Consider the following 26,927-nt stretch of genomic DNA (forward strand, 5'->3'; position numbering starts at 1 on the left):
GCGGTCAGGAGTCGCGGGTTCGGGAGACAACCGGCGGTCGCCACGGCGAGGCCCGCTCCGGCGACCGCCAGTATCGACGACGATCGAATCGATCGATGCGGATCACTGCCCACCGGCGATAACTCTCCGCAGCACCGGCCGTTTGATCGACGTATCCGAATAGAGGGTTTCGTCACGACCGAGCGCTGCGATCTCATCGGGCGCGATGACAGGCTGAGATCCCGCACCTGCCGTTTGTACCGGATTCGGTCCGTTGAAGAAGACGTAGTAGCCGTCCGAGCCGCGGTCGGGATCGCTCGTACTGAACCCTCGGTAGCAGATGTTGGTCGTACCGGCCGCGGCATTGAGCACCGAGCTGTCACTGGACATTCCGATGTAGATGAGGCGGTCCCAGTCTTCGGATGAGGACCAACCCGCGCGTCGGGCTATGTCGTCGAGACTCGTCGTGGTGCCGGCGGTCGCTGCGAGCTCGTCAGCCACCCTGAAGAAGTCGGCCGACGAACCCAATGGGGCATCGTTACTCCACAGGAAGAACTCGCGCGAGCACTCCTCTTGGGGCTTCTCGCCGAGCCTCGGGATCGGAAGGCACGCGGCCGCACCCAAGGCGGTCATCACAATGACGACCACGAGTGTCACACTGCGGATACGTTGTGCAGTAAGCGTAATCTGCCCGGTCACGTGGTCGGCGCCGGCAACGGGATGTCTGTCTTCAACGCAATTCCTGTCTCGCGTTTCGCGACCTTGTCGCTCCACTCGATCTCTCCGTTCTCGTCCAAGACGACCGTGCGGCCTGCGGTTATGGCTCTGTCCACCAGCTCGGCGAGCCTTTGCGGGTCTGCGTCCGGATTCTCGGTCGCGATCCGTCGTCCCACCTCGTTGTTGTAGAGATCCATGGCCTCACGGCTGGCTGGGTTTCCGCCGAGGCCTTCATGAGCAGTCGCGAACCTCGTGGTCCACTCCTGACCGAAACGGTCGGTCATGAGCGCGTTCCAATATGTGTGGCGGAACGCGTCACCGTGGCCGTCTGCCAGTGAGTTCTCCCGCCTGTCACGATTCGGGTGCCGTGCGGTGGCAACGGCATCCGCCTTCGACTGGATCTGGAAGAAGTCGTAGACCTCTCGCCAGCCCGTCACCGGAACCGCTCCCATCTCGGCGAGCATGGTGACTTCCTCGGGCGTCATGAGGGTGGGCTTGCACGTGGGATCGAACCTGCGGATCGTGTCGAGCAGGTCGCCCGACGGCCACAGGCGCGCTCCGCCCTTGGACGCGTCGACCTGATACTCGCGGAGGATCTCGGCGAGCCGGGGATCGGAGTGGTGACCCGCCGCTCCTGCTTTCATGGAGTCGGGGAGTTTCTCGAGGATCCGTCGCAGCCCTTCGGACCCGACCTTGTCGATCTCGTCGATGCGCCGCAGAGAACCGCGGATCTCCTTGGTGAGGTAGCTCTCCAGTGACTCCTTCTGCACGATCTTGACCTGGTAGGCCAACTTCCAGGTCTTCAGCCATTCGAGGTTCGACTTCGTCGAGTAGACCTCCCCGTCACCGGCGACGGCGAGTTCGAACTCCGAGCCGAGTGCCTCGGCCTTCTTCGACCTCACGTTGGCGATCTCGCCCTCCATCGACGCCAAGAGGGAATCGAACTTCCCGGCCAGCGACTCGATCACGGTGGCACTGCGATCGGCAGCGTCCGCGTGCGCGTTCGACGACTCCCGGGCGTCCCGTCCGCCGTCACTGCGCCAGGTACTCCAGTGAGCCGTCGAAGGTCGTTGCAGCTGCTCTGGCCGTACCCCTCAAGTCGGCGGACTTCGACGTCAACCGGCCACTGACCGTCTTCGCGCTGCCGAAGTCCCACGCCAGCACCTTCTCGACGGTGTACGCGAATCCATCCGACACCGCTCAGCCTCCCGCACGCATCTTCTCGCCCAGTTCGCGCACCCGCGCCGGAACCACCTTCATCAACCGCCCCCGAGCAGCTACTTCCCCGAAAGTCAGATCATGCTAGCCGCGTGCACCGACGACGGGGGCAGCTGTCCCCAGGGATGCCGTGGCACCGCCCGCGACACGCGCGGTGCCTCGGCCCAATCCCAGAATTTCCGGCCACATCACTGGTGTCACACGCGTCTCAGTCGAGGGACGTCCGGGCGAGAGGTCGTTCGCTTTGCTATCGACCACCTTGTCGCACGATGTTGCCCTGACCTGCGAGAATGTCACGAAACACGTAGTCAGCGCGGTGGGGGAGGCACTGAATCGGTGCTGTGCTCCCGTGAACGCACACGAGGCCCTACAACATGAGAAAACGCCCCGAAAACGGGGGGTCGCACTCGCAAATGCCTGCTCACGTGGGTACGGTCGCATTCGCCGCCAACATTTTGATGGCGTCGGCCGGGTGCAGACCCGGCTGACAGGCCGGCGATGGCGATCCAGCCGCGGTCGCACGGCAACAGAGCCTCGGACGCCCCCGGGCGAACGATGCAGTCCCACTCGAGAACGAAAGACGGAGGAACCCCGTGGCCCTTCCCCAGTTGACCGATGAGCAGCGCGCCGCTGCGTTGGAGAAGGCAGCTGCCGCTCGTCGCGTCCGCGCGGAGCTCAAGGAGCGCCTCAAGCGCGGTGGCACCGATCTCCAGCAGGTGCTCAAGGATGCCGAGAACGACGAGATCCTGGGCAAGATGAAGGTCTCGGCCCTGCTCGAGGCCCTGCCCAAGGTCGGCAAGGTCAAGGCGCAGGAGATCATGACCGAGCTCGAGATCGCCCCGACCCGCCGCCTGCGTGGTCTCGGCGACCGTCAGCGCAAGGCTCTGCTCGAGAAGTTCAGCTCCTGAGCGTGAGCAACCGAACCGGATACGGCAGCGGAACGAACCCGTGGACGCGGCGGTGAACCACCGCCCGGACCACGAGGGAACCGGACGCACGAGGGGTCGACTGATCGTTTTGGTCGGCCCCTCGGCCGTCGGCAAGTCCACCGTGGTCGCGAGGGTCTGCGCCGCGGTACCCGATGTCTACTTCAGCGTCTCGGCGACAACCCGGGACCCACGGCCCGGCGAGGTCGACGGCCGCGACTACCACTTCGTGTCCGCGGGCGACTTCGACAAGATGATCGCCGCCGACGAACTCCTGGAATGGGCCGAGATCCACGGCGGGCTGCAGCGCTCGGGCACCCCCATCGCCCCCGTGCTCGCCGCTCTGGAAGCCGGCAAACCGGTTCTGGTCGAGGTCGACCTGGTCGGTGCGCGCAACGTCGTGGCCCGGCTCCCGGAGGCGATCACCGTCTTCCTCGCGCCGCCCAGCTGGGACGAACTCGTAGCCCGCCTGACCGGGCGGGCCACCGAGACGCCCGAGGCGATCGAGCGCCGACTGGCCACCGCGCGCACCGAGATGGCCGCGCAGGACGAGTTCGACCACGTCATCGTGAACAGCGAAGTCGACCGCGCCGTCGATGAGTTGGTATCCTTGCTGGTCGGACCTGAACAGCCGGCCGCATCCGCGACCTGACCGGCCCTTTCCGACACCCAGACCTCGACGCAGGAGTTCGTGTGAGCACCCCGACCAATTTCGACATCACCGAGATCGCCGACGCACCGGCCTACGACACGCCGCTGGGGATCACCAATCCGCCGATCGATGATCTCCTCGACCGCGCGTCGTCGAAGTACGCACTCGTCATCTACGCAGCCAAGCGTGCGCGCCAGATCAACGACTACTACAACCAGCTCGGCGACGGCATCCTCGAGTATGTCGGCCCGCTGGTCGAGCCCGGCCTCCAGGAGAAGCCGCTGTCGATCGCGATGCGTGAGATCCACTCCGACCTGCTCGAGCACACCGAGGGCGAATAGTCGTCGTCGGTGATGACCAAACCCACCGGAACCCGGCGCCGCATCCTGATCGGCGTCGGCGGCGGGATCGCGGCCTACAAGGTCTGCTCGGTGATCCGACACTTCACCGAGTCCGGCCATGACGTCCGCGTCGTGCCGACCCCGGCTGCGCTCGAGTTCGTCGGCAAGGCGACCTTCGAGGCGCTGAGCGGTAACCCCGTCTCCACGACCGTGTTCGACGACGTCGACGAGGTCGCGCACGTCCGGCTCGGGCAGGGGGCGGACCTCGTGGTCATCGCCCCGGCCACCGCCGACCTCATGGCCCGCGCCGCACAGGGGCGTGCCGACGACCTGCTGACCGCGTCGCTGCTGACCGTGCGGTGCCCGGTGCTGTTCGTGCCCGCGATGCACACCGAGATGTGGGAGCACCCCGCCACGCAGGCCAACATCGCAACGCTGCGGTCGCACGGCTCGGTCGTGATGACACCCGCGTCGGGCCGTCTCACCGGCACCGACTCGGGCCGCGGTCGTCTACCGGATCCTCAGGAGATCGCCCTGGTGGGCGAGCTGTTGCTCGATCGCGCCGACGCACTCCCGAACGACCTTGCCGGCGTCCGCGTGCTCATCAGCGCCGGCGGCACCCGGGAACCGCTCGACCCGGTCCGGTATCTCGGCAATCACAGCTCCGGCAAGCAGGGCTTCGCGCTGGCCCGCGCCGCGGCCCAACGCGGCGCGAGCGTCACCGTCGTCGCCGGGTCCACCGCCGACCCGGGCGACCCGGCCGGGGTCACCATCGTGCGGATCTCGACCGCCGAGCAACTCGCCGACGAGATGACCAAGCGCGCCGCCGACGCCGATGTCGTGATCATGGCCGCCGCGGTCGCCGACTTCCGACCGGTTGCGGTCGCCGAGTCGAAGATCAAGAAGGGCGACGAGGGGCCGGCGCCGATCCACCTCACCACCAATCCCGACATCCTGCGCGGGCTCGTCACCGCACGCGACGAGGGCCGCATTCCCGCTGCCACCGTGATCGTCGGGTTCGCCGCCGAGACCGGCGACGAGACCGGCGGTGTCCTCGACCACGGCCGCGCCAAGCTCGCCCGCAAGGGCTGCGACCTCCTCGTCGTCAACGCCGTCGGCGACGGCAAGGCCTTCGGGACCGAGGACAACACCGGCTGGTTGCTCGCCGCCAACGGCGACGAGACCGCCTTGCCCTTCGGGTCGAAAACACTCATGTCGAGTCGGATACTTGACGAAGTGCGGCAACTGGTGCCTGATGGTCGAGGAGCTCGACCGACCGATTAGGTTGGAAACATCCCCGGCCAGTCGGACTGGCCGACACCGCCAGCGGCGCGGCGACCATCGACGCGCGTAGATCTCGAGAGGATCTGATGACCACCTCGTCACGCCTGTTCACGAGCGAATCCGTCACCGAGGGACACCCCGACAAGATCTGTGACGCGATCAGCGACTCGATTCTCGACGCCATCCTCACCGACGATCCGAAGGCGCGTGTCGCGGTCGAGACCCTCGTGACCACCGGACAGGTGCACGTCGCCGGCGAGGTCACGACCACCGCCTACGCCGACATCCCCAAGATCGTTCGCGACAAGGTCCTGGAGATCGGGTACGACTCGTCGACGAAGGGCTTCGACGGCGCATCGTGCGGCGTGAACGTCGCCATCGGTGCGCAGTCCCCGGACATCGCGGGTGGCGTCTTCAACTCGCACGAGAGCCGCAGCGGCATCTCGGAGGACGAGATCGACAGCCAGGGTGCCGGCGATCAGGGCCTCATGTTCGGCTACGCCACAAACGAGACCCCGGAACTCATGCCGGTTCCCATCGCGCTGGCCCACCGCCTGTCGCGGCGCCTCACCGAGGTGCGCAAGAACGGCACGCTCCCGTACCTGCGCCCCGACGGCAAGACGCAGGTCACCATCGAATACGACGGCGACACCCCGGTCCGCCTCGACACCGTGGTCCTGTCGACGCAGCATGCCGCCGACATCGACCTCGACAATCTCCTCGCGCCGGACATCAAGAAGCAGGTCGTCGACGCGGTGCTCGCCGAGATCGATCTGCCGACCCTCGACACCACCGACTACCGTCTGCTGGTCAACCCGACCGGCAAGTTCGTCCTCGGCGGCCCGATGGGTGACGCCGGCCTGACCGGCCGCAAGATCATCGTCGACACCTACGGCGGCATGGCCCGTCACGGCGGCGGCGCGTTCTCCGGCAAGGACCCGTCGAAGGTCGACCGCAGCGCGGCCTACGCGATGCGCTGGGTGGCCAAGAACGCCGTGGCCGCGGGACTGGCGAACCGCATCGAGGTCCAGGTCGCCTACGCGATCGGCAAGGCCGCACCGGTCGGCCTGTTCGTCGAGACGTTCGGCAGCGAGAACGTCGATCCGACTGTCATCGAGCGGGTCATCACCGAGAACTTCGACCTGCGTCCGCTCGCGATCATCCGCGACCTCGACCTGCTGCGCCCGATCTACGCACCGACCGCCGCGTACGGCCACTTCGGTCGCACCGACGTCGACCTGCCGTGGGAGCGGACCGACCGCGCGGAGAAGCTGCGGGCCGCCGCGGGTCTGTAGACCCTCTGCGGAAGTACTCTCACTGACACCCAAAGGAGCACGGGTCCCGGCCGCCGATCTGCCGGTGGCCCGTGTTCTTCCTGTTCTGGGGCTCGCTCACCTCGACCGTCCCTTCGATTACCTGATCGACGTCGACCAGGACGAGGACGCGCAGCCCGGTGTTCGTGTCCGCGTGCGATTCTCGGGTCGGCTCGTCGACGGCTACCTCCTCGAGCGCATCGAGAAGAGCGATCATCCCGGCAAGCTGGGCTGGCTCGACCGGGTCGTGTCCGCCGAGCCGGTACTGACCCCGCAGCTGGCGACGCTGTGCCGCGCGGTGGCCGATCGGTACGCGGGCACGATGGGCGACGTCGTGCGCCTGGCCATACCGCCGCGGCATGCGCGCACCGAGAAGGAGACGACGCCCGACCCGGCCGCTGTCGTCGAATCGCCCGAACTCGCCGACTGGCATCGGTATGCCCTGGCCGACTCCTACGTGGAGAACCTGGCCGACAGTCATCCGCGGGCCGTCTGGCAGGCCCTACCGGGGGAGGACTGGCCGCGCCGTCTCGCCGAACTCGCCGCGGCGACCCTCGCAGCGGGACGCGGGTGCATCCTCGTCGTCCCCGATCAGCGTGATCTCGATCGGGTGTGGGCCGAGTGTGAGCCGTTGATCGGCGACCGTGGGGTCGCGCTGTCCGCCGGACTCGGACCCACCGCGCGCTACCGCCGATGGCTGGCCGTGCGCCGCGGTGCCGCGCAGCTGGTGATCGGTACCCGAAGCGCGGTGTTCGCGCCGGTCAAGGACCTCGGCCTGGTCGTCGTGTGGGATGACGGCGACGACAGCATGGCAGACCCGCGGGCGCCCTACCCGCATCCCCGCGAGGTGGCGGTGCTGCGGTCGCACCACGAGCGGTGCGGCCTGCTGCTCGGCGGGTTCGCCCGGACCGCCGAGGCTCAGGCGCTGGTGGTCTCGGGCTGGGCGCACGACCTCGTCGCCGACCGCACGACGGTCCGCACCCGCAGCCCCCGTGTCCAGGCCATCTCCGACGACGACCGGCAGATCGCACGCGACCCCATGGCCCGGTCGGCGCGCATCCCCGAAGTCGCGTTCGACGCGGCGCGGTCGGCGTTCGCCGCCGATCGTCCGGTGATCTTCAGCGTCCCGCGCCGGGGTTACGTGCCGTCGCTCGCATGCACCCGCTGCCGCGAACACGCGCGGTGCCGGGCCTGTCACGGACCGTTGCAGCTCGATGCCGACCAACGACTGAGCTGCCGCTGGTGCGGACGGCCCGAACGGTCCTTCCGTTGCCCGGAGTGCGGCAACACCTCGGTGCGCGCGACGGTGACCGGTGCACGCCGGACCGCCGAGGAGCTGGGACGTGCCTTCGCCGGCGTGCCGGTGCTGACCAGCGGCGGCAACACGATCCTCGACGAGATCGAACCCGGCGCACGGCTCGTCGTCGCGACGCCCGGCGCGGAACCGGTGGCCCCGGGCGGATACGGCGCCGCGATCGTCGTCGACACCTGGGCCCAGCTCGACCGGGCCGACCTGCGTGCCGAAGAGCACGCGGTCCGGCGGTGGATGGCGCTCGCCGCGATGGTGACCCCGCACGGTGACGGTGGGCGAGTGGTCATCGTCGCCGACTCGGCGCTCGCACCCGTGCAAGCCCTGATCCGTTGGGACCCGGTGGGTTTCGCCTCGATCCAGTTGCAACAGCGCGTGGAACTCGGATTCCCCCCGGCGGTGACGATGGCCTCGGTCGACGGGCCGACCGGTGTGATCACCGACTTCGTCGAGCACCTCGAGTTACCCTCCGACGCCGATGTTCTCGGCCCGGTGCCGTTGCCGCCCGGCGTCCGCCCACCGGCCGGCAGTGCCGAGTGGGAGGCCGCCGCGGACGACGAGATGGATCGCATCCTGGTGCGGTTGCCGCGCAAGCACGGACGGCTCCTCGCCGAGGCGCTCGTCGCGGGCCAGGTGCGCCGCAACACACATCGACAGACCGGGCCGATCCGGGTGCAGATCGACCCGCCTACGATCGGATGAATGCGCATCGTTTTCGCCGGGACCCCCGAGGTCGCCGTGCCGTCGTTGCAGGCCCTCATCGACTCGCCCTCACATGAGGTGGTCGGGGTCATCACCCGGCCCGACGCCGTGTCCGGCCGCGGCCGCAAGGTGATGCGGTCACCCGTCGGACAACTCGCCGACAAGCATGCGCTTGAGGTGATCACCCCGCGCCGGCTGTCGGAGCCGGAGGTCGACGACGTGCTCCGGCGCTGGGCTCCCGACTGCGGTGCCGTCGTGGCCTACGGCGGGCTCGTACCGCCCGGACTGCTGGACCTGCCGCGCCACGGTTGGATCAATCTGCACTTCTCGGTGCTGCCCGCCTGGCGCGGTGCCGCTCCGGTCCAGGCCGCCATCGCCGCCGGCGACGAGGTGACCGGGGCCAGCACGTTCCGGCTCGAGAAGGGTCTCGACACCGGTCCGGTCTTCGGGGTGCTCACCGAGACCATCCGACCCACCGACACCAGCGGTGATCTACTCGGGCGTCTCGCCGATGCCGGGTCGGGACTGTTGCTGTCCACGCTCGACGGCCTCGAGGCCGGTGAACTCGCCCCCGAACCGCAGCCCACCACGTTGGTGAGCCACGCGTCCAAGGTCGAGGTCGAGGACGCGCGGATCCGCTGGGAACTGCCGGCACACATCATCGATCGCCTGGTTCGCGCGTACACACCAGCACCCGGACCGTGGACCAGCCTCGACGACGCGCGGATCAAGGTCGGGCCGGTGTCGGTCGCGTCGGCCGACGATCCCGGTCTGCCCGATGCGGCGCGGGACGGCGGCCTGGCGCCCGGTGCACTCGCCGTCACGAAGAAGGCGGTGTTCGTCGGAACCGGTTCGCAGCCGGTGAGACTCGGCACCGTACAGCCGCCGGGGAAGAAGCCCATGCCCGCCGCCGACTGGGCTCGTGGCGCGCGCCTGACCGACGGGACGGTCCTGGGATGAGCGGCAAGTTCCGGCAGAAGGACCTCGATCCCGCGCGCGTGGCCGCCCGCGACACCCTCCGCGCGGTGCGCGAACGCGACGCGTATGCCAACCTCGTCCTGCCGAAGATGCTGCGCGAAAAAAAGATCGAGGGACGAGACGCCGCCTTCGCCACCGAGCTGGCCTACGGGGCCGCGCGGGCCCAGGGTCTGCTCGACGCGGTGATCTCCTCCGCCGCGAAACGGCCGGTCGCCGACATCGACGGCACGGTGCTCGACGTCCTGCGACTCGGCACCTATCAGCTGTTGCGGACGAGGGTCGGCGCACATGCGGCGGTCTCCACGTCGGTTGACCTGGTGCGCGCCGAAAACGGGATGGGGCCGTCCGGTTTCGTGAACGCGGTGCTGCGCAAGGTCTCCCAGAAGGACGAGGGCATGTGGGTGGAAGAGCTCGCACCGTCGCCCGCGGACGATCTCGTCGGCTATCTCGCCTTCCAGTACGCACATCCGCGCTGGATCGCGGAGGTGTTCCGCGACGCTCTCGGTGGTTCGGCGGGACAGCTGCAGGCGGCACTCGCCGCCGACGACGAGCGACCGCCGGTACATCTCGTCGCTCGTCCGGGGTTCATGACCGCCGAGGAACTCGCCCTCACCAGCGAGGGGGAGGTCGGCGACTACTCCCCGTACTGCGTGTACCTCCCGGGCGGCGATCCCGGCGACGTCGCCGCGATCCGTGAGGGGTACGCGGGTGTCCAGGACGAGGGCAGTCAGCTGATCGCCCGTGCGGTGACCGTGGCCGAGGTCGCCGACGACGGTGGGCGGTGGCTCGACATGTGCGCCGGCCCCGGCGGGAAGGCCGCATTGATCGGTTCGCTCGCCGAGATCGACGGTGCCCGACTCGATGCGGTCGAGGTGTCCGAGCATCGCGCCGGCCTGATCTGCAAGGTCGTGTCCGACCTCCCGGTCACCATCCATGTCGCCGACGCCCGGTCCAGTGGGCTCGACGCCGGTTACGACCGCATCCTGCTCGACGCTCCGTGCTCGGGGCTGGGCTCGCTTCGCCGACGACCCGAATCCCGCTGGCGCCGGACCACTGCCGACGTCGACGAACTCGTCGTCCTGCAGAAGGAGCTCCTCGCCGAAGCGCTGCGTCTCGTGAAACCCGGTGGCATCGTGGTCTATTCGACATGTTCGCCGCACCCGGCCGAGACGACGGCGGTGGTGGCCGACGTCCTGGCGTCGACGGACGGTGTGCGCCAACTCGACGCCCGCCCGTTGGTGACGGTGGGCAAGCTCGGCCCGGACCTGTTGGGCGACGGACCCCACGTTCAACTCTGGCCGCATGTCCACGGCACCGACGCCATGTTCCTGGCGGCGTTGACGCGGGACTAGTTCCGGGTCAGGACGTTCTGCTTTCCACGAGGGTGGCGAGCGCAGCGGTGACCGAACGCCAGCCGTCGTAGAACCCGAGTTCCTCATGGCGGTCACGATCGGACGGACTCCGATGGCGCACGACGACGCTGTACTCGGTTCCGTCTGCGTGCTCGGCCAGCGTGATCTCGGCGGTCATGGGGACCGGAGCCGGTTCGGCAGGGCGCCACGAACTGTCGACGGCATTCGTGAACACCAGGCGCTCGTGGAGATCGACGACGAGGAAGACGGCATCCATGTGCGGGACGAAAGTGGTTCCGTCGTCGCTCATCCGGGTCACGAGCCCACCGCCCGGTTCGGGTTCGAGGCGGTCGACGCGGGTGACGGTCGGAGCCGGTGTCCACCACTTGGCGAAGTTCTCCGGCTGGGTCCACGCCTCCCAGATGCGTTGTCGCGGAGCACCGATCACCCGGTGCAGGGTCAGGTCGAGCTCGGGGTCGATCATGGTGTCTCCTCGGTGTCGGTGACGAATTGTTCGAGACGGTCGGTGCGTTCGGTCCACACGGTGCGCTGATGTTCGAGCCACGTCGACAGACGGCGCATACGGCGCCTGTCGAGGGTGCACATCCGCGTGCGTCCGACCTTCTTGGTCAAGACGAGCCCGCTGTCCTCGAGCACGCGGAGATGCTTCATGAACGACGGCAGGGTGATGGGGAAGGGGTCGGCGAGCTCGCCGACGCTGGCCGGCCCACGCCCCAGGCGTTCGACGACGGCGCGGCGCGTCGGATCCGACAGAGCGCCGAAGATCTCGTCGAGTGCGCCCGAACTATATGCCATGTGGCTAAGTGTTGCAGGTCCCATCGCTTAACTCAATGGCTAAGCGAAAATCTGGCATCGGCCTTGTGGAAAGTGCATCGCAATGTGCTGCTTTTCAGATACCATCGAATGTATGTACGAGGACTATTCGGACGCAACTGGCCTCTTGGCTACCGAGCATCTACGGTCCATCGTGGGTGGGCTGTCGGCAATGCCCGTGGGTCTCGAGGAGGCGGAGTCGGTGGATCGGCTCACTCTTCTAGAAGAGATCAAGTCGGCATGCACGGCGGCCCAGGTGCGTCAGACCGCGAATCTACGCGCTGCGCGCAGCCGACGAAGCCGCACGGAACGTACCGGAGCGCCGGCGCGGTCGCGGACTCGCCGCCGAGATCGGTCTTGCGCGCAAGGTCTCGCCCCGAAAGGGAAGCCGGTGCCTCGGATTCGCCCGCGCCCTGGCGCACGAGATGCCCCATACGATGGCGGCACTGACTTCCGGTGTGCTCACCGAGTGGCGGGCCACGATCCTGGTACGCGAAACCGCTTATCTGACACGTGAAGCGCGTGAGGAGATCGACCGCCGGATCTGCGCCGATCCCGCAGCGCTGGTGGGGGTGTCCGACCGCGAGATCGAGGCATCGGCCAAGCGCCACGCCTACGAGTTGGAGCCCGAAGCGGTGGTGGCACGTAAATCAAAAGCCGAGGAGGACCGCCGCGTCAGTGTGCGACCCGCGCCGGATCTGATGACGCAACTGTCGGTGCTGCTGCCGATGGCGGACGGGATCGCGGTGTACGCCGCGTTGAAGAAGCACGCCGACTCAGTGGTCGGACAGGACGACCGAAATCATGCACAGGTCATGACCGACACCCTGGTCGAACGTGTCACCGGACGCGCTGTCGCAGAGCCGACACCGATCGCGCTCAATGTCGTTCTGTCCGAACGGTCCTTGTTCGGCGTAGACGATTCGGCCGCCGACGTCCACGGATACGGACCGATCCCGGCGACGGTCGCGCGGCTACTGGTGGCCGATTCGGTGTCGCCCGAGGGGGACACCGCCTCGACGATGCGGAAGTTGTACGCGAGACCGTCCGACGGCGCGTTGGTGGCGATGGAGTCACGGGCACGAGCTTTCCCAACCACCCTCGCCCAGTTCATCCGGATGCGTGACCAACGGTGCCGGACTCCCTACTGCGGTGCACCGATCGTCGAGGTCGACCACGCCACACCCCATCGGCGCCACGGCCCGACGAGCGCGGTCAACGCTGATGGAACCTGCGTCCTGCACAACCGCGCCAAGGAGGCCCCCGGTTGGTTCTACGACGTGAAGATGGTCGACGGCGTCCGCGTCATCGACGTGATCACCCCGACCGCGCGACGACACCGCAGTGTCGCTCCACCCGCGATCGGGCATCAACCGCCAGGACGCAGCGGCGTCGAAACCAGCCTGATCCAGATACTCGCAGCGGCGTCATTGTGGATGGCGAACGCACAGTCCGGTGATGCTGTACTAGGTTGTTCGTCGTGGCGGTCCGCCACGTCGTTGTCGGTGCAAACTCGGGGGTTTGTATGGCTGAGCGGTTCGGTGTCGAGGAGCTGGGTGTCATCACCGGCGTGGGCGATGCGCTTGCTCGATGCTCCTCGGAGGCGCGAGCCCTGTGGAGTGGGAGGTCCGCCTTCGACGATGCGTCGGGGGCGATGCCGGCGTCGGCCATCGGTGGTGCGTGCGCCGGCAAAGACGACACCGTCCGTTCACTGCTGGGCCGCGCGGCGGCGAGGATGGACCAGGTGTCGCAGACCTGCTACCAGGCCGCCGGTGACGTCGCTGATACCGAGGAGTCCCTGGCCAGCGGCTTCCGTGCCATCAGCGAGTTCTGATGTCGCGTCCGTCGCGTTCCGTCGTCAACGGCTGGGACCTGATGTCTCTGGATGCGGTCGCGACTGCGCTCGACGCGGCCGTGGATGACCTGAGGGATCTCACCCAGAGGATGGCCGAAGCGCCGATGAAAGCGGGTGACTCCAAAGGGTGGGTGGGGGACTCCCAGCGGGGTTGTGAGACGCGCACCGACTCCGATCGAACCGAGATCAACAAACTCGGGGCCGACATCACCCGCGCCGCCACTGCGCTCCGGGATACGTCGTCTGCGATCAGTCCGAATCGCACCACCGCACTGGTTCGAGCGCTCGGGCTGGAACGGGACGAGTTCAGCGTTGCCGACGACTGGACGGTACGAGACACCCGAGACTATGCGGCCGAGCTCAAGGGCGTGGAGGCGGGAAGTGCGACCGAGCGCTCGATTCTCGACGCTCAGGCCGCCCGAGCGGAGGAGGCGAAGACGGCGACCCTCTCGTTGCATTCCCTGGCCGATCAGATGGGCGAGGACGATCGCAACGGGGCGAGAGTTCTCGCGGCAGCCTTTGGCGATGCCGAAGGTAATGCGCCACTCGCGTCGAGCTACTCGCCCGGCCAGGCGAGCATCGATGTCCAGGCCATCATGAGTGGTAGTGCCACGAAGGAGCAGAAAGATCGGTTCTTCCGTGCGACCAGCCTGACCGCGGAACAGCGGGCCGCGTTGGCCCGCGGGGACTTCGCGGAGATTTCGAAGGAGCAGTTCGATTACCTGAAAGCGATCTACACACCGAGTTGGGGTGGCGGACCCGAGGGGCAGCCGCTGTCTCTTGATGCGCTGAAGTCGTTCGGCGACAGATACATCGGCGCAGAGCGAGAGAACCTGAAACGAGGTCTCGGCGACGGCGTCTATCTGCTGGGGAACCCGAACTTGCGGACCAGACAGACCGATTCGAATTCGATCGCCGAGGTCTTGGGGACAAATACGCCACTCGTGGCAGGAGGATTGAACCAACTCCCAGCGCCGATACGGGACCTTCTGAGTGGTCCGGCAGCGTCGAAGGCGAGCATCTCCAACGATCCGTCTGGCGTAGACGGTAGCCGGATGATCGAGGTCACCCGGCTCGGCTCTGTTGACGACTTCAACGACCTCATGGATGTCCTGGAGCACCGGTCAGAGGACTCGGGTCTCGCCTCGTACGGGTCGCAATCTGTCCAGCTCGGGAGCGACGTCGACAGGGCGATCATTGCTCGTGCGAGCGAGATTGCCGGCGGGGACGTAAACGAGCGTTACATCACCGACCGGAACGAAACCATCTCGCACCCGTCCGTCGAGAGGCTGCTCGACAGAATGCTGGGAGTCGCTGGGTCCGACCACATTGCCGTCCACGATGCGGTGGTGGGGGCCACAGGCGGCTCGCACTCGTCGATGCCGGCAGTTCACAGTCTTGATGGGGGCGAGAAGCCCTACGACCCATCGCTGGCAATGAAAGAGCTATTCCAGTTCGACTGGGCAGACAAGGCAGGACGTGAACACGACGGGATCAACCGGTTGTTCAATTGGATGCCCGAGGTCGCCAGCACCCCAGATGGTGTGTCTGCCGAGCGCATGGCCGACGGCGTCAGATCCGGTCAGATCGCGAGCGAGCTGGCAAGGATCATCGCCGAGAACAAGAGTGACTTCGAAGACATGAACGGCGGGTCCGCTTCATTGGGTGAGGTCAACCCCGAACTGACGAGAACGCTTGCGCGAGCAGTCAGTCCGTTTCTGGCCGAACTGGCCGAGGTGGACCCGACGCTGTTCGACACTCGCGGTGTAACCGCCCTCGGCGAGGCGAATCAGTTCAAGTCGTTGTTCCAAATCCTCACCTCGGACCCGGAAGCCGGGCGCGTGATGAACACAAGCGCGCTCTGGCAAGCCAATGTGCTTGAACAGGTGTTCGGTAGCGACCCAGAGCGCACTGATCTCGGGGAAAAGGTGGCTCGACTACACGGTGGAATGACCGCCGGTATGAACGCGATGCTAGACGAAGATACTGCCGACCGGCGTTATGACGCGGCGCGCGACTACGCCCTGCACGGCGCCGCGTTCGATTCCGTGAAGTCGCTCGCAACAGGTATTCCCGGGTTGAGCCCGGCTATCAAGGGTGCGATTGACATAGCGGCTCCCTCGCTCAAGCTCGATGTCACCGGCTTACCGCCGAATCCTGAGGATGTTGGTTCAGCGACTGAATTCGCTTCTTTGCGCGCTAGCTTGTACAAGAACACAGACCTGGACCTGGTGTACCGAGAGATGCTCGAGGGCTACATATCCAGTCATCCGGAGTTTCTCGAGACGGATTCGTTCCGGTCCATCTATGGATCTCAAGCCTATGATCAGGATTTTCTGGACTCAGTTGCAAAGGACGGCCTACCGCCAGGCTGGGACGGAATCGCTCTCAAATCGGTTGTTCAGGAGCTTGTCGGAGCCCGCGGCAGCTATTTCTTCACCGACTACAACAACCAACTGGCAAGGATGAACGATAAAAACTTCGCGGACGGCGCGGGCTGGTGAGGCGATCCGCGCCACCCGCTGCAGTTGGCATGGCCGTGATGATGGCCCTCGCAATCTCGTCTTGCGGTTCGAGCGACAGTCCGGATGTGGGCGTGACCACGCCCGCGCATAGCGCTGTTCGGCCACCCGGATTCGATGTCACCTTCCGCTGGGTGGGGAACGACGAGTTCGATCCACTCTCTGCTGAAGGAACCTTCGTGCGCGCGTACGTGGAGTCGTTCTACCTTGCGCGAGAGGGGCAGTCCACGAAGTGGGCGTATCCGGGGTTCGTGAACGCATCGGCACCGGGGATTGAGCAACGAGTTCGCGCGATCCCGAGCGAAAGCGCTGAGGGCGGTCTCGTGGGGACGTCCGTATTCGTCGCGTCCAGGCGGGAGCGACTGGGTCCGCAAGACGAGATCGTTCTGTGCGAGTACGGTTACGCCTCTAGTGACAACTCAGGCGGGGCGGGAGCCTGGACCACTTACCCAAAAAGTGCAGTCCCATCCGTGATCACCTTCACTCGGTCGGGACAGGCGCCGCCCGCTCGGCAACGTGGCGCCGCTCGTGAGGCACGACTGGACGTATTCGGGGGGTGGCGAGCCGACCACTTCGAATTCGCAGCCGTCGGGCGCGACAACTCTGCGGAACTGGAGATCTGTCGAACGCACCCGGTCCCCGAAGGTGTGCTGCCTGAAGACGCGGTTAGGGGAACCGGCCCAACCCCGCGCCCGCCTGAGCCCCCGTCCCCCGGCTGGCCGGCGAACGGCGTCTGAGACGCCGGCACGCTTTCGTCCGTAGCGGAACCCGCGTCCTACACTTGTCGACCATGTGCACCGCCGGTACCGCGCCCATGATCGCCCCGTCCATCCTGTCCGCGGACTTCGCGAATCTCGCGGCCGAGGCCGCTGCGGTGGCGCAGCCGGGGGAGACCCGCGCCGACTGGCTGCACGTCGACGTGATGGACGCGCACTTCGTGCCGAACCTGACCCTCGGACTCCCGATTGTCGAGAGCCTGTTGAAGGCCACCGACATCCCGCTCGACTGCCACCTGATGATCGAGAACCCGGAGCGGTGGGCGCCGCCGTACGCCGAGGCCGGAGCGCACAACGTCACCTTCCACGCCGAGGCCACCGAGAACCCGATCGGTGTCGCCCGTGACATCCGCGCCGCCGGGGCCAAGGCGGGCCTGTCGATCAAGCCCGGTACCGCGCTCGAGCCCTACCTCGAGATCCTGCGCGACTTCGACACCTTGCTGATCATGAGCGTCGAGCCGGGCTTCGGCGGTCAGAAGTTCATCCCCGAGGTCCTCGACAAGGCCCGCGCCATCCGGAAGTTCATCGACGCCGAAGACCTGCGGCTCCTCGTCGAGATCGACGGCGGCATCAACGCCGACACCATCGAGGAGGCCGCCGAGGCCGGCATCGACTGCTTCGTCGCCGGTTCGGCCGTCTACGGCGCGGACGATCCCGGACAGGCCGTCGCCGCACTCCGCGAGTCGGCCGCCGCCGCGCGGGCACAGACCCAGGCCTGAGCCGATGGACATCGCCGTCGCCATGGGACGCGCCATCAGCGCGTCCCGGGAGGCGATGGGGATCAGTTCGCCCAACCCGCCCGTCGGCGCGGTCATCCTCGCGGCCGACGGCACCGTCGCCGGCGTCGGGGCGACCCAACCACCCGGCGGGCCGCACGCCGAAGTCATGGCGCTCCGAGCCGCAGGCGAGGCCGCGCGAGGCGGCACCGCGATCGTCACCCTCGAACCGTGCAACCACATCGGCCGGACCGGCCCGTGCGCGCAGGCACTCATCGAGGCCGGGATCGCCGAAGTCCAGTACGCGGTGAGTGACCCGAACCCGGTCGCCGCCGGTGGTGCCGAGACGCTACAGGCCGCCGGGGTGCGCGTCACCGGGGGAGTTGCCGCAGAAGACGTCGAGAACGGACCACTCCGTCCGTGGCTCACCCGGCAGGATCTGGGCCGTCCGCACGTCACCGCGAAGATCGCGTCTGGTGTCGACGGCCGGATCGCAGCGCCCGACGGCACCAGCCAGTGGATCACCGGCCCGCAGGCTCGCGACCACGCGCACACACAGCGCGCCCGGATCGACGCCATCGTGATCGGTACCGGCACCGCGCTGGCCGACAACCCCACGCTCACCGCGCGCACCGCCGACGGCGCACTGCACCCGCACCAGCCCGCGCGCGTGGTCCTCGGCCACCGCGACATCCCGGCCGACGCCCGGCTCCGGGATCCGGCCGGCGGACCGCTGGTCCGCATCGACTCCCACGACCCCGCCGACGTCCTCGCCGCGCTGCCCGACGCGCTGTGGGTGCTGGTCGAAGGCGGGCCACACATCCTCGGCGCGTTCTTCGCGGCGGGCCTCGTCGACGAGGTGCACGCCTACGTCGCCCCGCTGGTGCTGGGTGCCGGTCGCAGTTCGGTCGAGATCCCGGGCGTGACCACCCTCGACGACGGCCATCGGTTCAGCACGAGATCGGTGACCCGACTCGGAGAGGACGTCCTCGTCACACTGTCGCGGCCGTCGACCACCCCGCGCGACAGCTGAGCGAGACGACATGCCCGAGACGCATTTCGCTCACCGGAATCGCAATGCGACTGACATCGCCGACCGTGCTAGCGTCGATGTCACCAGTTCTCGGGGCGGGGTGGAAATCCCCACCGGCGGTGATGAGGGTGCGGTGGATCCGCATCGTCCAGCCCGCGAGCGCCTGCCACCAGGCAGGGACAGCAGATTCGGTGCGAATCCGAAGCCGACGGTCATAGTCCGGATGCGAGAGAACAGGCGACACGAGGCCGCCCTGTCTGCTCCGAGCGAGCAGGAGGAGTGCGTGTTCACCGGAATCGTGGAAGAACTCGGCGTCATCGCCGACCGCGAGGATCTCTCCGACGCCGCCCGATTCACCGTCCGCGGGCCCGTGGTCACCGCCGACGCCGGTCACGGCGACTCCATCGCCGTCAACGGTGTGTGTCTGACGGTCGTCGACCTCCGTCCCGGTGAGTTCACCGTCGACGTGATGGGCGAGACCCTGCGCCGGAGTTCGCTGTCCGACCTCGCCGCCGGAAGCACCGTCAACCTCGAACGCGCTATGCCCGCGAACGGCCGCTTCGGCGGCCACATCGTGCAGGGGCACGTCGACGGCACCGGCACGATCGCCGCGGTCAACCCGTCGGAGAACTGGACGGTCGTACGGATCGCCGTGCCCGCGGCGCTCACCCGGTATCTCGTCGAGAAGGGTTCCATCACCGTGGACGGGGTGTCCCTCACCGTGTCCGCGGTCGGCGGGTCCGGCGACGACTCCTGGTTCGAGATCTCCCTGATCCCGACGACCCTCAACGAGACCAACCTCGGCGCCGCCCGACCCGGCACCGTGGTCAACCTCGAAGTCGACGTCATCGCCAAATACGTCGAGCGCCTTCACCTGGGTTCGGACACGACTGGTACTCCTGATGTAGCGGGGGCGAAATGAGGACAACGAGTGAGGTTCTGATGAGCGAGTCACCGCGCGAGGGGAACGACGCGACGGCAACCGAGGGTGGCGGCGCCGTCGCCTTCGACACGATCGAGCGCGCCATCGCCGACATCGCCGCCGGCAAGGCGGTCGTCGTGGTCGACGACGAGGATCGTGAGAACGAGGGTGACCTGATCTTCGCGGCGGAGAAGGCGACCCCCGAACTGGTGGCGTTCATGGTGCGCTACACCTCCGGCTACCTGTGTGTCCCGCTCGACGGCGACGCCTGCGACCGGCTCGGCCTGCCGCCGATGTACTCGATGAACCAGGACAAGCACGGCACCGCCTACACCGTGACCGTCGATGCCCGGGAGGGCATCGGTACCGGTATCAGCGCCGCCGACCGCGCCACCACCATGCGTCTGCTGGCCGACCCCGACGCCGCGGCCGCCGACTTCACCCGGCCCGGCCACGTCGTCCCGCTGCGAGCCAAGGAGGGCGGCGTGCTGCGTCGTCCCGGGCACACCGAGGCCGCGGTCGACCTCGCCCGCCTGGCCGGCCTCGCCCCGGCCGGCGTGATCTGCGAGATCGTCAGCCAGAAGGACGTCGGCTCGATGGCGCAGACCGACGAGTTGCGTGTGTTCGCCGACGAGCACGATCTCGCACTGATCTCGATCGCCGACCTCATCGCGTGGCGACGCCGTCACGAGAAGCACGTGGTCCGCGTCGCCGACGCCCGGATCCCCACCCGGCACGGCGACTTCCGTGCCGTCGGCTACTCCAGCGTCTACGACGACGTCGAACACGTCGCGCTCGTCAAGGGAGACGTCACCGGCGAGGACGGCGAGGGTCACGACGTCCTGGTCCGGGTGCACTCGGAGTGCCTGACGGGCGACGTCTTCGGGTCGCTGCGCTGCGACTGCGGCCCGCAGTTGGACGCCGCGATGGAGATGGTGGCCGACGAGGGCCGCGGGATCATCCTGTACATGCGCGGGCACGAGGGTCGCGGGATCGGGCTGTTGCACAAACTGCAGGCCTACCAGCTGCAGGACGCGGGGTCCGACACCGTCGACGCCAACCTGGAACTGGGCCTGCCCGCCGATTCGCGGGACTACGGACTCGGTGCCCAGATCCTCGTCGACCTCGGCGTACGGTCGATGCGTCTGCTGACCAACAACCCCGCCAAGCGTGTGGGGCTCGACGGATACGGTCTGCACATCGTCGACCGGGTCCCGATGCCGGTGCGCGCCAACGCCGAGAACCTGCGGTACCTGCGTACCAAGCGCGACCGGATGGGCCACGATCTGATCGGGCTCGACGATCACGTCCAGCCCACCGACGGCGCGTCCGAAGGAGCACCTGCATGAGCGGCCACGGAGAGCCGACCCTCGAACTGGCCGACGCCGGCTCGCTGCGCCTGGCGATCGTCTCGTCGCAGTGGCACGAGGTCGTCTGCGGCGCGCTCCTCGACGGCGCCATCCGGGCCGCGCGGGACAACGGCGTCGTCGACCCGACCATCGTGCAGGTGGCCGGCGCCATCGAGCTGCCCGTCATCGTGCAGGCACTGGCGCGCACGCACGACGCCGTCGTGGCGCTGGGCGTCGTGATCAAGGGTGAGACACCGCATTTCGAGTATGTGTGTGACGCGGTGACCGCCGGCCTGACACGGGTGTCGCTCGACGAGTCGACCCCGGTCGGCAACGGAGTCCTGACCGTGCTCACCGAGGACCAGGCGATCGCACGGGCCGGACTCCCGGGCTCGACGGAGGACAAGGGCGCACAGGCGACGGTCGCCGCGCTGGCGTCGGCGCTGACCCTGCGCGCGCTCGCGCGTGGCGAAACCCTCCCGGTGGCGGTCGGAGGAGCATCGGCGTGAGTCCCGCGGACACCCCGCCGACCGACTCCGCCGGCTGGGACCTGGTCTACCGGCCCCGCAACCTACCGCGGTGGGCCATCGCCGCCGCGGTCGTGGTGATGGCCATCCACATCACGTTCGGTCTACTGCTCACGATCGACGACGTCGGAGTCCGCAATCTCGGCGGTTCCGACCAGATCGCGATCATCCTCATCGGCGTGCTCATCTCGGCGGCCATCCTGCTGTTCACCCGCCCGCGACTGCGCGTCGGAGCCGCCGGCGTCGAGGTGCGCAACCTGGTGTCGGCGCGGCTCTTCGAATGGGACCGTGTTCTCGGTCTCACCTACCCGGAGCAGGGTTTCGGGGCGTGGCTGCTCTTCCCGGCCGACGAACACATCACTGTCCTGGCGGTTCAGGCCGGTGACGGTCAGCGCGCCATCGACGCGATGGGTCGATTCCGCGAGCTCGAGGAGCGCTACCGCGGGACTGTCCGGCCCGGACACTAGCCTGGAACACGTGGCCGACCCGACTACCTACCGACCCGCCCCGGGGTCCATCCCGACCGATCCCGGGGTGTACAAGTTCCGCGACGAGCATCGTCGTGTCATCTACGTGGGTAAGGCCAAGAACCTCCGGTCGAGGCTGACGTCGTACTTCGCCGACATCGCCTCGCTGCACCCCCGCACCCGTCAGATGGTGACGACGGCCGCCTCCGTCGAGTGGACGGTGGTCGGCACCGAGGTCGAGGCGCTGCAGCTCGAATACAACTGGATCAAGGAATTCGACCCGCGCTTCAACGTCCGCTACCGCGACGACAAGAGCTACCCGATGCTCGCGGTCACCCTGAACGAGGAGTACCCGCGCCTGTTCGTGTACCGGGGTCCGCGCCGGCGCGGCGTGCGCTACTTCGGTCCGTACGCGCATGCGTGGGCGATCCGCGAGACGGTCGACCTGCTGACCCGGGTCTTCCCGGCCCGGACCTGCTCGGCCGGTGTGTTCAAACGGCATCGGCAGATCGACCGCCCGTGTCTGCTCGGCTACATCGACAAGTGCTCCGCCCCCTGCGTCGGGCGGGTGGATGCCGAGGAACACCGGGAGATCGTCGAGGACTTCTGCGATTTCCTCGCGGGCCGCACCGACCTGATGATCCGCAAGATGGAACGGGACATGAACGTCGCGGCCGAGGAGCTCGACTTCGAGCGTGCCGCGCGGTTGCGTGACGACATCGGTGCGATGCGACGCGCCATGGAGAAGCAGGCGGTCGTGCTCGGCGACGGCACCACCGCCGACGTGATCGCGCTCGCCGGCGATCAGCTCGAAGTGTCGGTCCAGGTGTTCCACGTCCGCGACGGACGGGTGCGCGGCCAGCGCGGATGGGTGGTCGAGCGCAGCGACAACGGCACCGACGGCGATGTGGTGGGGGAGTTCATCACCCAGTTCTACGGCGCCCAGGTCGATTTCGACGCCACCGTCGACGTCGGGACCGATCGGGCACACGGGGAGTCGATACCCCGTGAGGTGCTGGTGCCGGAGTTGCCGTCCGACGCCGAGGAGCTCGAGGAGTGGCTGTCCGGTCTCCGCGGCAGCCGGGTGCGGTTGCGGGTGCCCCAGCGCGGCGACAAGAAGGCGCTGTTCGAGACCGTCGCCCGCAACGCCGGCGAAGCCCTTGCGCAGCACAAACTCCGACGCGCGGGCGATCTCACGACCCGATCGGCGGCGCTCACCGAACTGCAGGAGTCGCTACTGCTCGATCAGGCGCCGCTGCGCATCGAGTGCGTCGACATCTCGCACGTGCAGGGCACCGATGTGGTCGCCTCCCTCGTGGTCTTCGAAGACGGTCTGCCGCGTAAGTCCGACTATCGGCACTACTCGATCCGGCACGCCGCCGGCGAGGGCCGATCCGACGACGTCGCGTCCATCGCCGAGGTCACTCGACGCCGGTTCCTGCGCCACCGCACCGACCGCGATGCGCCGCCACCGGTGTCCGGCGAGATCAGCGCGGCGGCCGACACCACGGCGCAACCGCGGAAGTTCGCCTACCCGCCGAACCTCTTCGTCGTCGACGGCGGTGCGCCCCAGGTGCACGCCGCCGCGGCGGTCCTCGACGAACTCGGCATCACCGACGTCTCGGTGATCGGGCTCGCCAAACGCCTCGAGGAGGTGTGGGTGCCCGGCGACGACGACCCGATGATCCTGCCGCGCAACAGCCAGGCACTGTTCCTGCTGCAACGGGTGCGCGACGAGGCCCATCGGTTCGCCATCACGTTCCACCGCAGCAAGCGCAGCAAGCGCATGACCGAGTCGGTGCTCGACGGGGTCCCCGGCCTCGGCCGAACCCGCCGCACCGCGCTGGTGACCCACTTCGGTTCGGTTGCGCGCCTGCGCGAGGCATCGTTGGATGAGATATCCCAGGTGCCCGGGATCGGCCTCACCACGGCGCGTGCGGTCCAGACCGCGCTCTCCGGCGAGGTGGCGGCGCCCGACCAGACCCCGAACCCGGCCCCGATCCCGGAGCGGGCCGAGAAGGAGATGACGGTGGCGACCGGTGACGCGGGACGAGGTGCCGATGAGTGACCACACCGAAGTGCAGAGCGCGGCGATCGCCGAGGCGAACGACACCGACTTCACCGTCCTGTTCGTGACGGGGATGTCCGGCGCGGGACGCTCCACCGCGGCGAACGTGCTCGAGGACGACGGCTGGTACGTCGCCGACAACGTGCCTCCCTCGCTGATCTCGACGATGGTCGGGATGGTCCGCGAAGACGATCCGGCGATCACCCGGCTCGCCATGGTCTTGCGCGCGTCCGACGCCAACCTGGCCCATCAGCTCGAACAGCTGCGGGACCGTCTCGAAGAGTCCGGGATCCGGACCCGGCTCCTCTACCTCGACGCCAGCGACCAGGTGCTGGTTCGCCGTTTCGAGCAGGTTCGTCGCCGACATCCGTTGCAGGGCAAGGAAACCCTCGTCGAGGGGATCGCCCGCGAACGGGCGATCCTCGCCCCGATCAAGAACGTGGCCGATCTGGTGGTGGAGACGTCGGCGCTGACCGCGGCCAAACTGCGCGCGATCGTCGAGGGCGTCGCGCCGGGCGACACCGAACCGCGGCTGTCGATCGCGGTGCAGTCGTTCGGCTTCAAGTACGGTCTGCCCATCGATTCCGATCTCGTCGCCGACGTCCGCTTCCTGCCCAATCCGCACTGGATCGACGAGCTGCGCGATCACAACGGCCGGGAGGCGCCGGTCCGCGACTATGTCCTCGGCCAGCCGGACGCCGACGGATTCCTCGACCTCTACACCGGCCTGGTCTCGATCGTCGGCCGCGGTTACCTGCGGGAAGGCAAGCGCTACATGACCATCAGCGTCGGCTGCACCGGCGGCAAGCACCGCAGTGTCGCCATCGCCGAGGAACTGTCGGCTCGGTTGCGCCGCGCCGTCGACGACGCCGGCCACGCGTCCTATGACGTCCGGGTCATGCATCGTGATCTGGGGCGCGAATGAGTTCCCGGGAGCCCCGGATCGTCGCGCTCGGCGGCGGTCACGGCCTGTACGCGACGCTGACCGCGATGCGCTATCTGAGCGCCGACATCACCGCGGTGGTCACCGTCGCCGACGACGGGGGGTCGTCGGGACGGTTGCGCGCCGAACTCGGACTCATCCCGCCCGGCGACCTGCGAATGGCGCTCGCCGCCTTGATGAGTACGCCCGACGGCTTGCCGGACGCACAGGCCGCCGACGGCCCGGCGGCCCGCCGCCGGCACGAACTGTGGGCCGAGGTGCTCCAGCACCGCTTCGGCGGCCGTGGGGCGCTCGCCGGGCATCCGATCGGCAATCTGCTCCTCGCCGGACTCACCGAGGTGCTCGGCGACACCGTGGGGGCCCTCGCCGAGTTGCGGGAGATCTTCGGCATCACGGGGCACGTGCTGCCGATGTCGACCGTGCCCCTCGACATTGAGGCCGACGTGTCGGGACTCGAGGCCGATCCACGCATCAGTCGCGAGATCCGGGGACAGGTCGCGGTGGCCACCACGCCCGGCAAGGTGCGCCGCGTCCGGCTGTTGCCCGGCGACCCGCCGGCCTGCGAATCGGCGCTGACCGCAATAGAATCGGCCGACCTGCTGATGCTGGGGCCGGGCTCCTGGTTCTCGAGCGTGATCCCGCACGTGCTCGTGCCCGAACAGTTGAAGGCCTTGCAGCGCAGCAGCGCTCGCAAGGTGCTCGTGGTCAATCTGGCCCCCGAGCCGGGGGAGACCCCGGGGTTCTCGGTCGAGCGTCACCTCCATGTGCTGCACGCCCATGCGAACACCTTCCGCGTCGACCACGTCCTCGTGGACGCGTCGTCGGTGCCCGCGGGACGGGAGCGCGATCACCTCGTGCGTGCGGCCGGATTGTTCGGCGCGGAGCTGAATGTCGGAGACGTCGCGGTGCCGGGCCGGCAGGTCCATGACCCGGCGAAAGTCGCCGCCGTGGTGAACGAACTGTGCGAAGGTGAACTGACCCGTTACTCTGACCGAGCGGACGCCTGATTCGGGCGATGTCTCCGCGATTTTCACTCGAGGGACGTGTGGTCTGTTGACAGGAGGACAGGTACCGGTGGCGATGACGGCGGCGGTGAAGGACGAACTCAGTCGCCTGTCGGTGACTCAGGTGAGTTGCCGGAGAGCCGAGGTGTCCGCGCTGCTGCGTTTCGCCGGCGGCCTGCACATCGTCGCGGGTCGCGTGGTGGTCGAGGCCGAGGTGGACATGGGCAACGTGGCGCGCCGGTTGCGCCGCGAGATCCACGACCTCTACGGCTACGCCTCGGATGTCCACGTCCTGCGCGGTGGCGGGCTGCGGAAGTCGGCGCGCTACATCGTGCGGATCACCAAGGACGGCGAAGGCCTGGCACGACAGACCGGGCTGCTCGACCTGCGCGGCCGCCCGGTGCGCGGCCTGCCCGCCCAGGTCGTCGGCGGTAGTGTCGCCGACGCCGAGGCCGCCTGGCGCGGAGCATTTCTCGCGCACGGCTCGCTCACCGAACCAGGCCGGTCGTCGGCCCTGGAGGTCAGCTGTCCCGGGCCGGAGGCGGCGCTCGCCCTCGTCGGCGCGGCCCGACGCCTCGGTGTCACGGCCAAGGCCCGCGAGGTCCGCGGAGCCGACCGCGTCGTCATCCGCGACGGCGAGGCCATCGGGGCGTTGCTGACCCGGATGGGGGCCCACGACACGAGGCTCGTGTGGGAGGAACGCCGGATGCGGCGCGAGGTGCGCGCCACCGCCAACCGCCTGGCCAACTTCGACGACGCCAATCTGCGTCGATCGGCGCGTGCGGCGGTCGCCGCCGCGGCCCGCGTGGAACGCGCGCTGGACATCCTCGGCGACGAGGTGCCCGACCATCTGATCGCGGCCGGTCAGCTCCGGATCACCCACCGGCAGGCGTCGCTGGAGGAGCTCGGTCAGCTCGCCGACCCGCCGATGACCAAGGACGCCGTCGCCGGGCGCATCCGCCGCCTGCTGTCGATGGCCGACAAGAAGGCCCGCCAAGACGGCATCCCCGACACCGAATCCGCGGTGACCTCCGAGCTGCTCGACGAGGCCTGACACGGACCTGCGGTGTGCCGAGCAGAGGGTCGCCTACTAGGCTGGTGGCGACGTGGGCGGAGGCGTGACCACTCAGGTGTGCTTCG

25 protein-coding genes, 1 pseudogene and 1 riboswitch are annotated in these 26,927 nt (G+C 68.1%); of the genes and pseudogenes, 21 read left to right on the forward strand and 5 right to left on the reverse strand.

Annotation, left to right across the window (positions count from 1 at the left end; translation table 11 throughout):
• Positions 1 to 102 precede the first annotated feature (102 nt).
• The 3 genes from FFS52_RS03145 to FFS52_RS23600 all read right to left on the reverse strand — a co-directional run bounded on the left by FFS52_RS03145 (position 103) and on the right by FFS52_RS23600 (position 1,893).
• Positions 103 to 678 (reverse strand): hypothetical protein, encoded by a 576-nt coding sequence (locus tag FFS52_RS03145; RefSeq protein WP_137808801.1) that lies wholly within the window; start codon positions 676 to 678, stop codon positions 103 to 105.
• On the reverse strand, positions 675 to 1,664 hold the full coding sequence (locus tag FFS52_RS03150; RefSeq protein WP_137808802.1) for a hypothetical protein: 990 nt from the start codon (positions 1,662 to 1,664) through the stop codon (positions 675 to 677). The genes FFS52_RS03145 and FFS52_RS03150 overlap by 4 nt, the downstream gene beginning before the upstream one ends.
• 64 nt (positions 1,665 to 1,728) lie before the next feature.
• Positions 1,729 to 1,893 carry a hypothetical protein gene (locus tag FFS52_RS23600; RefSeq protein ID WP_171011534.1) on the reverse strand — a complete coding sequence of 55 codons (165 nt, stop codon included), beginning with the start codon at positions 1,891 to 1,893 and terminating at the stop codon, positions 1,729 to 1,731.
• Positions 1,894 to 2,507: 614 nt separating this feature from the next.
• Here FFS52_RS23600 and mihF point away from each other — a divergent pair.
• From mihF to FFS52_RS03190, 8 genes are all read left to right on the forward strand, one after another.
• Positions 2,508 to 2,822 (forward strand): integration host factor, actinobacterial type, encoded by a 315-nt coding sequence (gene mihF / locus FFS52_RS03155; protein WP_004021989.1) that lies wholly within the window; start codon positions 2,508 to 2,510, stop codon positions 2,820 to 2,822.
• 40 nt (positions 2,823 to 2,862) lie between these two features.
• On the forward strand, positions 2,863 to 3,492 hold the full coding sequence (gmk, locus tag FFS52_RS03160) for a guanylate kinase (RefSeq protein WP_137808803.1): 630 nt from the start codon (positions 2,863 to 2,865) through the stop codon (positions 3,490 to 3,492).
• Positions 3,493 to 3,533: 41 nt separating this feature from the next.
• Entirely contained in the window at positions 3,534 to 3,833 is a 300-nt protein-coding gene (gene rpoZ, locus FFS52_RS03165; RefSeq protein ID WP_004021987.1) for a DNA-directed RNA polymerase subunit omega, read from the forward strand.
• A gap of 12 nt (positions 3,834 to 3,845) precedes the next feature.
• Positions 3,846 to 5,117, forward strand: a complete 1,272-nt coding sequence (gene coaBC / locus FFS52_RS03170) for a bifunctional phosphopantothenoylcysteine decarboxylase/phosphopantothenate--cysteine ligase CoaBC (RefSeq protein ID WP_137808834.1) — start codon at positions 3,846 to 3,848, stop codon at positions 5,115 to 5,117.
• A gap of 83 nt (positions 5,118 to 5,200) precedes the next feature.
• Complete coding sequence (gene metK / locus FFS52_RS03175) at positions 5,201 to 6,412, forward strand: methionine adenosyltransferase (protein ID WP_212743652.1); 1,212 nt, start codon at positions 5,201 to 5,203, stop codon at positions 6,410 to 6,412.
• A gap of 64 nt (positions 6,413 to 6,476) precedes the next feature.
• Positions 6,477 to 8,441: a primosomal protein N' gene (locus tag FFS52_RS03180; protein WP_137808805.1), complete on the forward strand. Its 1,965-nt coding sequence runs from the start codon at positions 6,477 to 6,479 to the stop codon at positions 8,439 to 8,441.
• On the forward strand, positions 8,442 to 9,401 hold the full coding sequence (gene fmt / locus FFS52_RS03185; RefSeq protein WP_137808806.1) for a methionyl-tRNA formyltransferase: 960 nt from the start codon (positions 8,442 to 8,444) through the stop codon (positions 9,399 to 9,401). It abuts the gene before it with no gap.
• Positions 9,398 to 10,771, forward strand: coding sequence for a transcription antitermination factor NusB (locus tag FFS52_RS03190; protein WP_065632142.1), 1,374 nt, complete (start codon positions 9,398 to 9,400; stop codon positions 10,769 to 10,771). The genes fmt and FFS52_RS03190 overlap by 4 nt, the downstream gene beginning before the upstream one ends.
• A 7-nt stretch (positions 10,772 to 10,778) precedes the next feature.
• Here the strand turns inward: FFS52_RS03190 and FFS52_RS03195 are convergent, their stop codons facing one another.
• Both FFS52_RS03195 and FFS52_RS03200 read right to left on the reverse strand, forming a co-directional pair.
• Complete coding sequence (locus FFS52_RS03195; RefSeq protein WP_065632143.1) at positions 10,779 to 11,255, reverse strand: SRPBCC domain-containing protein; 477 nt, start codon at positions 11,253 to 11,255, stop codon at positions 10,779 to 10,781.
• Positions 11,252 to 11,587, reverse strand: a complete 336-nt coding sequence (locus FFS52_RS03200) for a metalloregulator ArsR/SmtB family transcription factor (RefSeq protein ID WP_137808807.1) — start codon at positions 11,585 to 11,587, stop codon at positions 11,252 to 11,254. Before FFS52_RS03200 ends, FFS52_RS03195 begins: the two co-directional genes overlap by 4 nt.
• A 190-nt stretch (positions 11,588 to 11,777) precedes the next feature.
• Between FFS52_RS03200 and FFS52_RS03205 the strand changes: the two are divergent.
• The 13 genes and pseudogenes from FFS52_RS03205 to whiA all read left to right on the forward strand — a co-directional run.
• Positions 11,778 to 13,032 (forward strand): annotated as a pseudogene (locus FFS52_RS03205) (DUF222 domain-containing protein); the annotation flags it as partial.
• Between the two features lie 98 nt (positions 13,033 to 13,130).
• On the forward strand, positions 13,131 to 13,439 hold the full coding sequence (locus tag FFS52_RS03210) for a hypothetical protein (protein ID WP_065632145.1): 309 nt from the start codon (positions 13,131 to 13,133) through the stop codon (positions 13,437 to 13,439).
• Positions 13,439 to 15,964: a hypothetical protein gene (locus FFS52_RS03215; protein WP_065632146.1), complete on the forward strand. Its 2,526-nt coding sequence runs from the start codon at positions 13,439 to 13,441 to the stop codon at positions 15,962 to 15,964. The genes FFS52_RS03210 and FFS52_RS03215 overlap by 1 nt, the downstream gene beginning before the upstream one ends.
• Before the next feature lie 808 nt (positions 15,965 to 16,772).
• Entirely contained in the window at positions 16,773 to 17,477 is a 705-nt protein-coding gene (gene rpe / locus FFS52_RS03220) for a ribulose-phosphate 3-epimerase (protein WP_058250359.1), read from the forward strand.
• A gap of 4 nt (positions 17,478 to 17,481) precedes the next feature.
• On the forward strand, positions 17,482 to 18,507 hold the full coding sequence (ribD, locus tag FFS52_RS03225) for a bifunctional diaminohydroxyphosphoribosylaminopyrimidine deaminase/5-amino-6-(5-phosphoribosylamino)uracil reductase RibD (protein ID WP_137808808.1): 1,026 nt from the start codon (positions 17,482 to 17,484) through the stop codon (positions 18,505 to 18,507).
• 82 nt (positions 18,508 to 18,589) lie between these two features.
• Positions 18,590 to 18,746: riboswitch (FMN riboswitch) on the forward strand.
• Between the two features lie 44 nt (positions 18,747 to 18,790).
• Positions 18,791 to 19,429 carry a riboflavin synthase gene (locus FFS52_RS03230; protein ID WP_058250564.1) on the forward strand — a complete coding sequence of 213 codons (639 nt, stop codon included), beginning with the start codon at positions 18,791 to 18,793 and terminating at the stop codon, positions 19,427 to 19,429.
• A 20-nt stretch (positions 19,430 to 19,449) separates the two neighbouring features.
• Positions 19,450 to 20,778, forward strand: a complete 1,329-nt coding sequence (locus FFS52_RS03235) for a bifunctional 3,4-dihydroxy-2-butanone-4-phosphate synthase/GTP cyclohydrolase II (protein ID WP_137808809.1) — start codon at positions 19,450 to 19,452, stop codon at positions 20,776 to 20,778.
• On the forward strand, positions 20,775 to 21,287 hold the full coding sequence (gene ribH, locus FFS52_RS03240; RefSeq protein ID WP_058250361.1) for a 6,7-dimethyl-8-ribityllumazine synthase: 513 nt from the start codon (positions 20,775 to 20,777) through the stop codon (positions 21,285 to 21,287). Before FFS52_RS03235 ends, ribH begins: the two co-directional genes overlap by 4 nt.
• Positions 21,284 to 21,772: a PH domain-containing protein gene (locus tag FFS52_RS03245; protein WP_068971584.1), complete on the forward strand. Its 489-nt coding sequence runs from the start codon at positions 21,284 to 21,286 to the stop codon at positions 21,770 to 21,772. The genes ribH and FFS52_RS03245 overlap by 4 nt, the downstream gene beginning before the upstream one ends.
• A 10-nt stretch (positions 21,773 to 21,782) precedes the next feature.
• Positions 21,783 to 23,840, forward strand: a complete 2,058-nt coding sequence (uvrC, locus tag FFS52_RS03250) for an excinuclease ABC subunit UvrC (protein ID WP_065632150.1) — start codon at positions 21,783 to 21,785, stop codon at positions 23,838 to 23,840.
• Positions 23,833 to 24,765: an RNase adapter RapZ gene (gene rapZ / locus FFS52_RS03255; protein WP_065632222.1), complete on the forward strand. Its 933-nt coding sequence runs from the start codon at positions 23,833 to 23,835 to the stop codon at positions 24,763 to 24,765. Before uvrC ends, rapZ begins: the two co-directional genes overlap by 8 nt.
• The gene (yvcK, locus tag FFS52_RS03260; protein WP_058250364.1) at positions 24,762 to 25,790 is read left to right on the forward strand and encodes a uridine diphosphate-N-acetylglucosamine-binding protein YvcK; all 1,029 of its coding nucleotides are present in this window, start codon (positions 24,762 to 24,764) and stop codon (positions 25,788 to 25,790) included. The genes rapZ and yvcK overlap by 4 nt, the downstream gene beginning before the upstream one ends.
• Before the next feature lie 73 nt (positions 25,791 to 25,863).
• Positions 25,864 to 26,841, forward strand: a complete 978-nt coding sequence (gene whiA / locus FFS52_RS03265; protein ID WP_174316851.1) for a DNA-binding protein WhiA — start codon at positions 25,864 to 25,866, stop codon at positions 26,839 to 26,841.
• The last annotated feature ends 86 nt before the right edge of the window (positions 26,842 to 26,927 follow it).

The organism is Gordonia sp. ALPHA1B1 (assembly GCF_005502615.1).
GTDB classification, from domain to species: Bacteria; Actinomycetota; Actinomycetes; order Mycobacteriales; family Mycobacteriaceae; genus Gordonia; species Gordonia hongkongensis.

Excerpts from the sequence above, each read along its gene's own strand:
- FFS52_RS03200 (WP_137808807.1), bottom strand. The coding sequence starts at position 11,587 with ATGGCATATAGTTCGGGCGCACTCGACGAGATCTTCGGCGCTCTGTCG.
- FFS52_RS03210 (WP_065632145.1), top strand. The coding sequence starts at position 13,131 with ATGGCTGAGCGGTTCGGTGTCGAGGAGCTGGGTGTCATCACCGGCGTG.
- FFS52_RS03215 (WP_065632146.1), top strand. The coding sequence starts at position 13,439 with ATGTCGCGTCCGTCGCGTTCCGTCGTCAACGGCTGGGACCTGATGTCT.
- FFS52_RS03195 (WP_065632143.1), bottom strand. The coding sequence starts at position 11,255 with ATGATCGACCCCGAGCTCGACCTGACCCTGCACCGGGTGATCGGTGCT.
- whiA (WP_174316851.1), top strand. The coding sequence starts at position 25,864 with ATGACGGCGGCGGTGAAGGACGAACTCAGTCGCCTGTCGGTGACTCAG.
- FFS52_RS03190 (WP_065632142.1), top strand. The coding sequence starts at position 9,398 with ATGAGCGGCAAGTTCCGGCAGAAGGACCTCGATCCCGCGCGCGTGGCC.
- rapZ (WP_065632222.1), top strand. The coding sequence starts at position 23,833 with ATGAGTGACCACACCGAAGTGCAGAGCGCGGCGATCGCCGAGGCGAAC.
- ribD (WP_137808808.1), top strand. The coding sequence starts at position 17,482 with ATGGACATCGCCGTCGCCATGGGACGCGCCATCAGCGCGTCCCGGGAG.
- fmt (WP_137808806.1), top strand. The coding sequence starts at position 8,442 with ATGCGCATCGTTTTCGCCGGGACCCCCGAGGTCGCCGTGCCGTCGTTG.
- rpe (WP_058250359.1), top strand. The coding sequence starts at position 16,773 with ATGTGCACCGCCGGTACCGCGCCCATGATCGCCCCGTCCATCCTGTCC.
- FFS52_RS03235 (WP_137808809.1), top strand. The coding sequence starts at position 19,450 with ATGAGCGAGTCACCGCGCGAGGGGAACGACGCGACGGCAACCGAGGGT.
- ribH (WP_058250361.1), top strand. The coding sequence starts at position 20,775 with ATGAGCGGCCACGGAGAGCCGACCCTCGAACTGGCCGACGCCGGCTCG.
- coaBC (WP_137808834.1), top strand. The coding sequence starts at position 3,846 with ATGACCAAACCCACCGGAACCCGGCGCCGCATCCTGATCGGCGTCGGC.
- yvcK (WP_058250364.1), top strand. The coding sequence starts at position 24,762 with ATGAGTTCCCGGGAGCCCCGGATCGTCGCGCTCGGCGGCGGTCACGGC.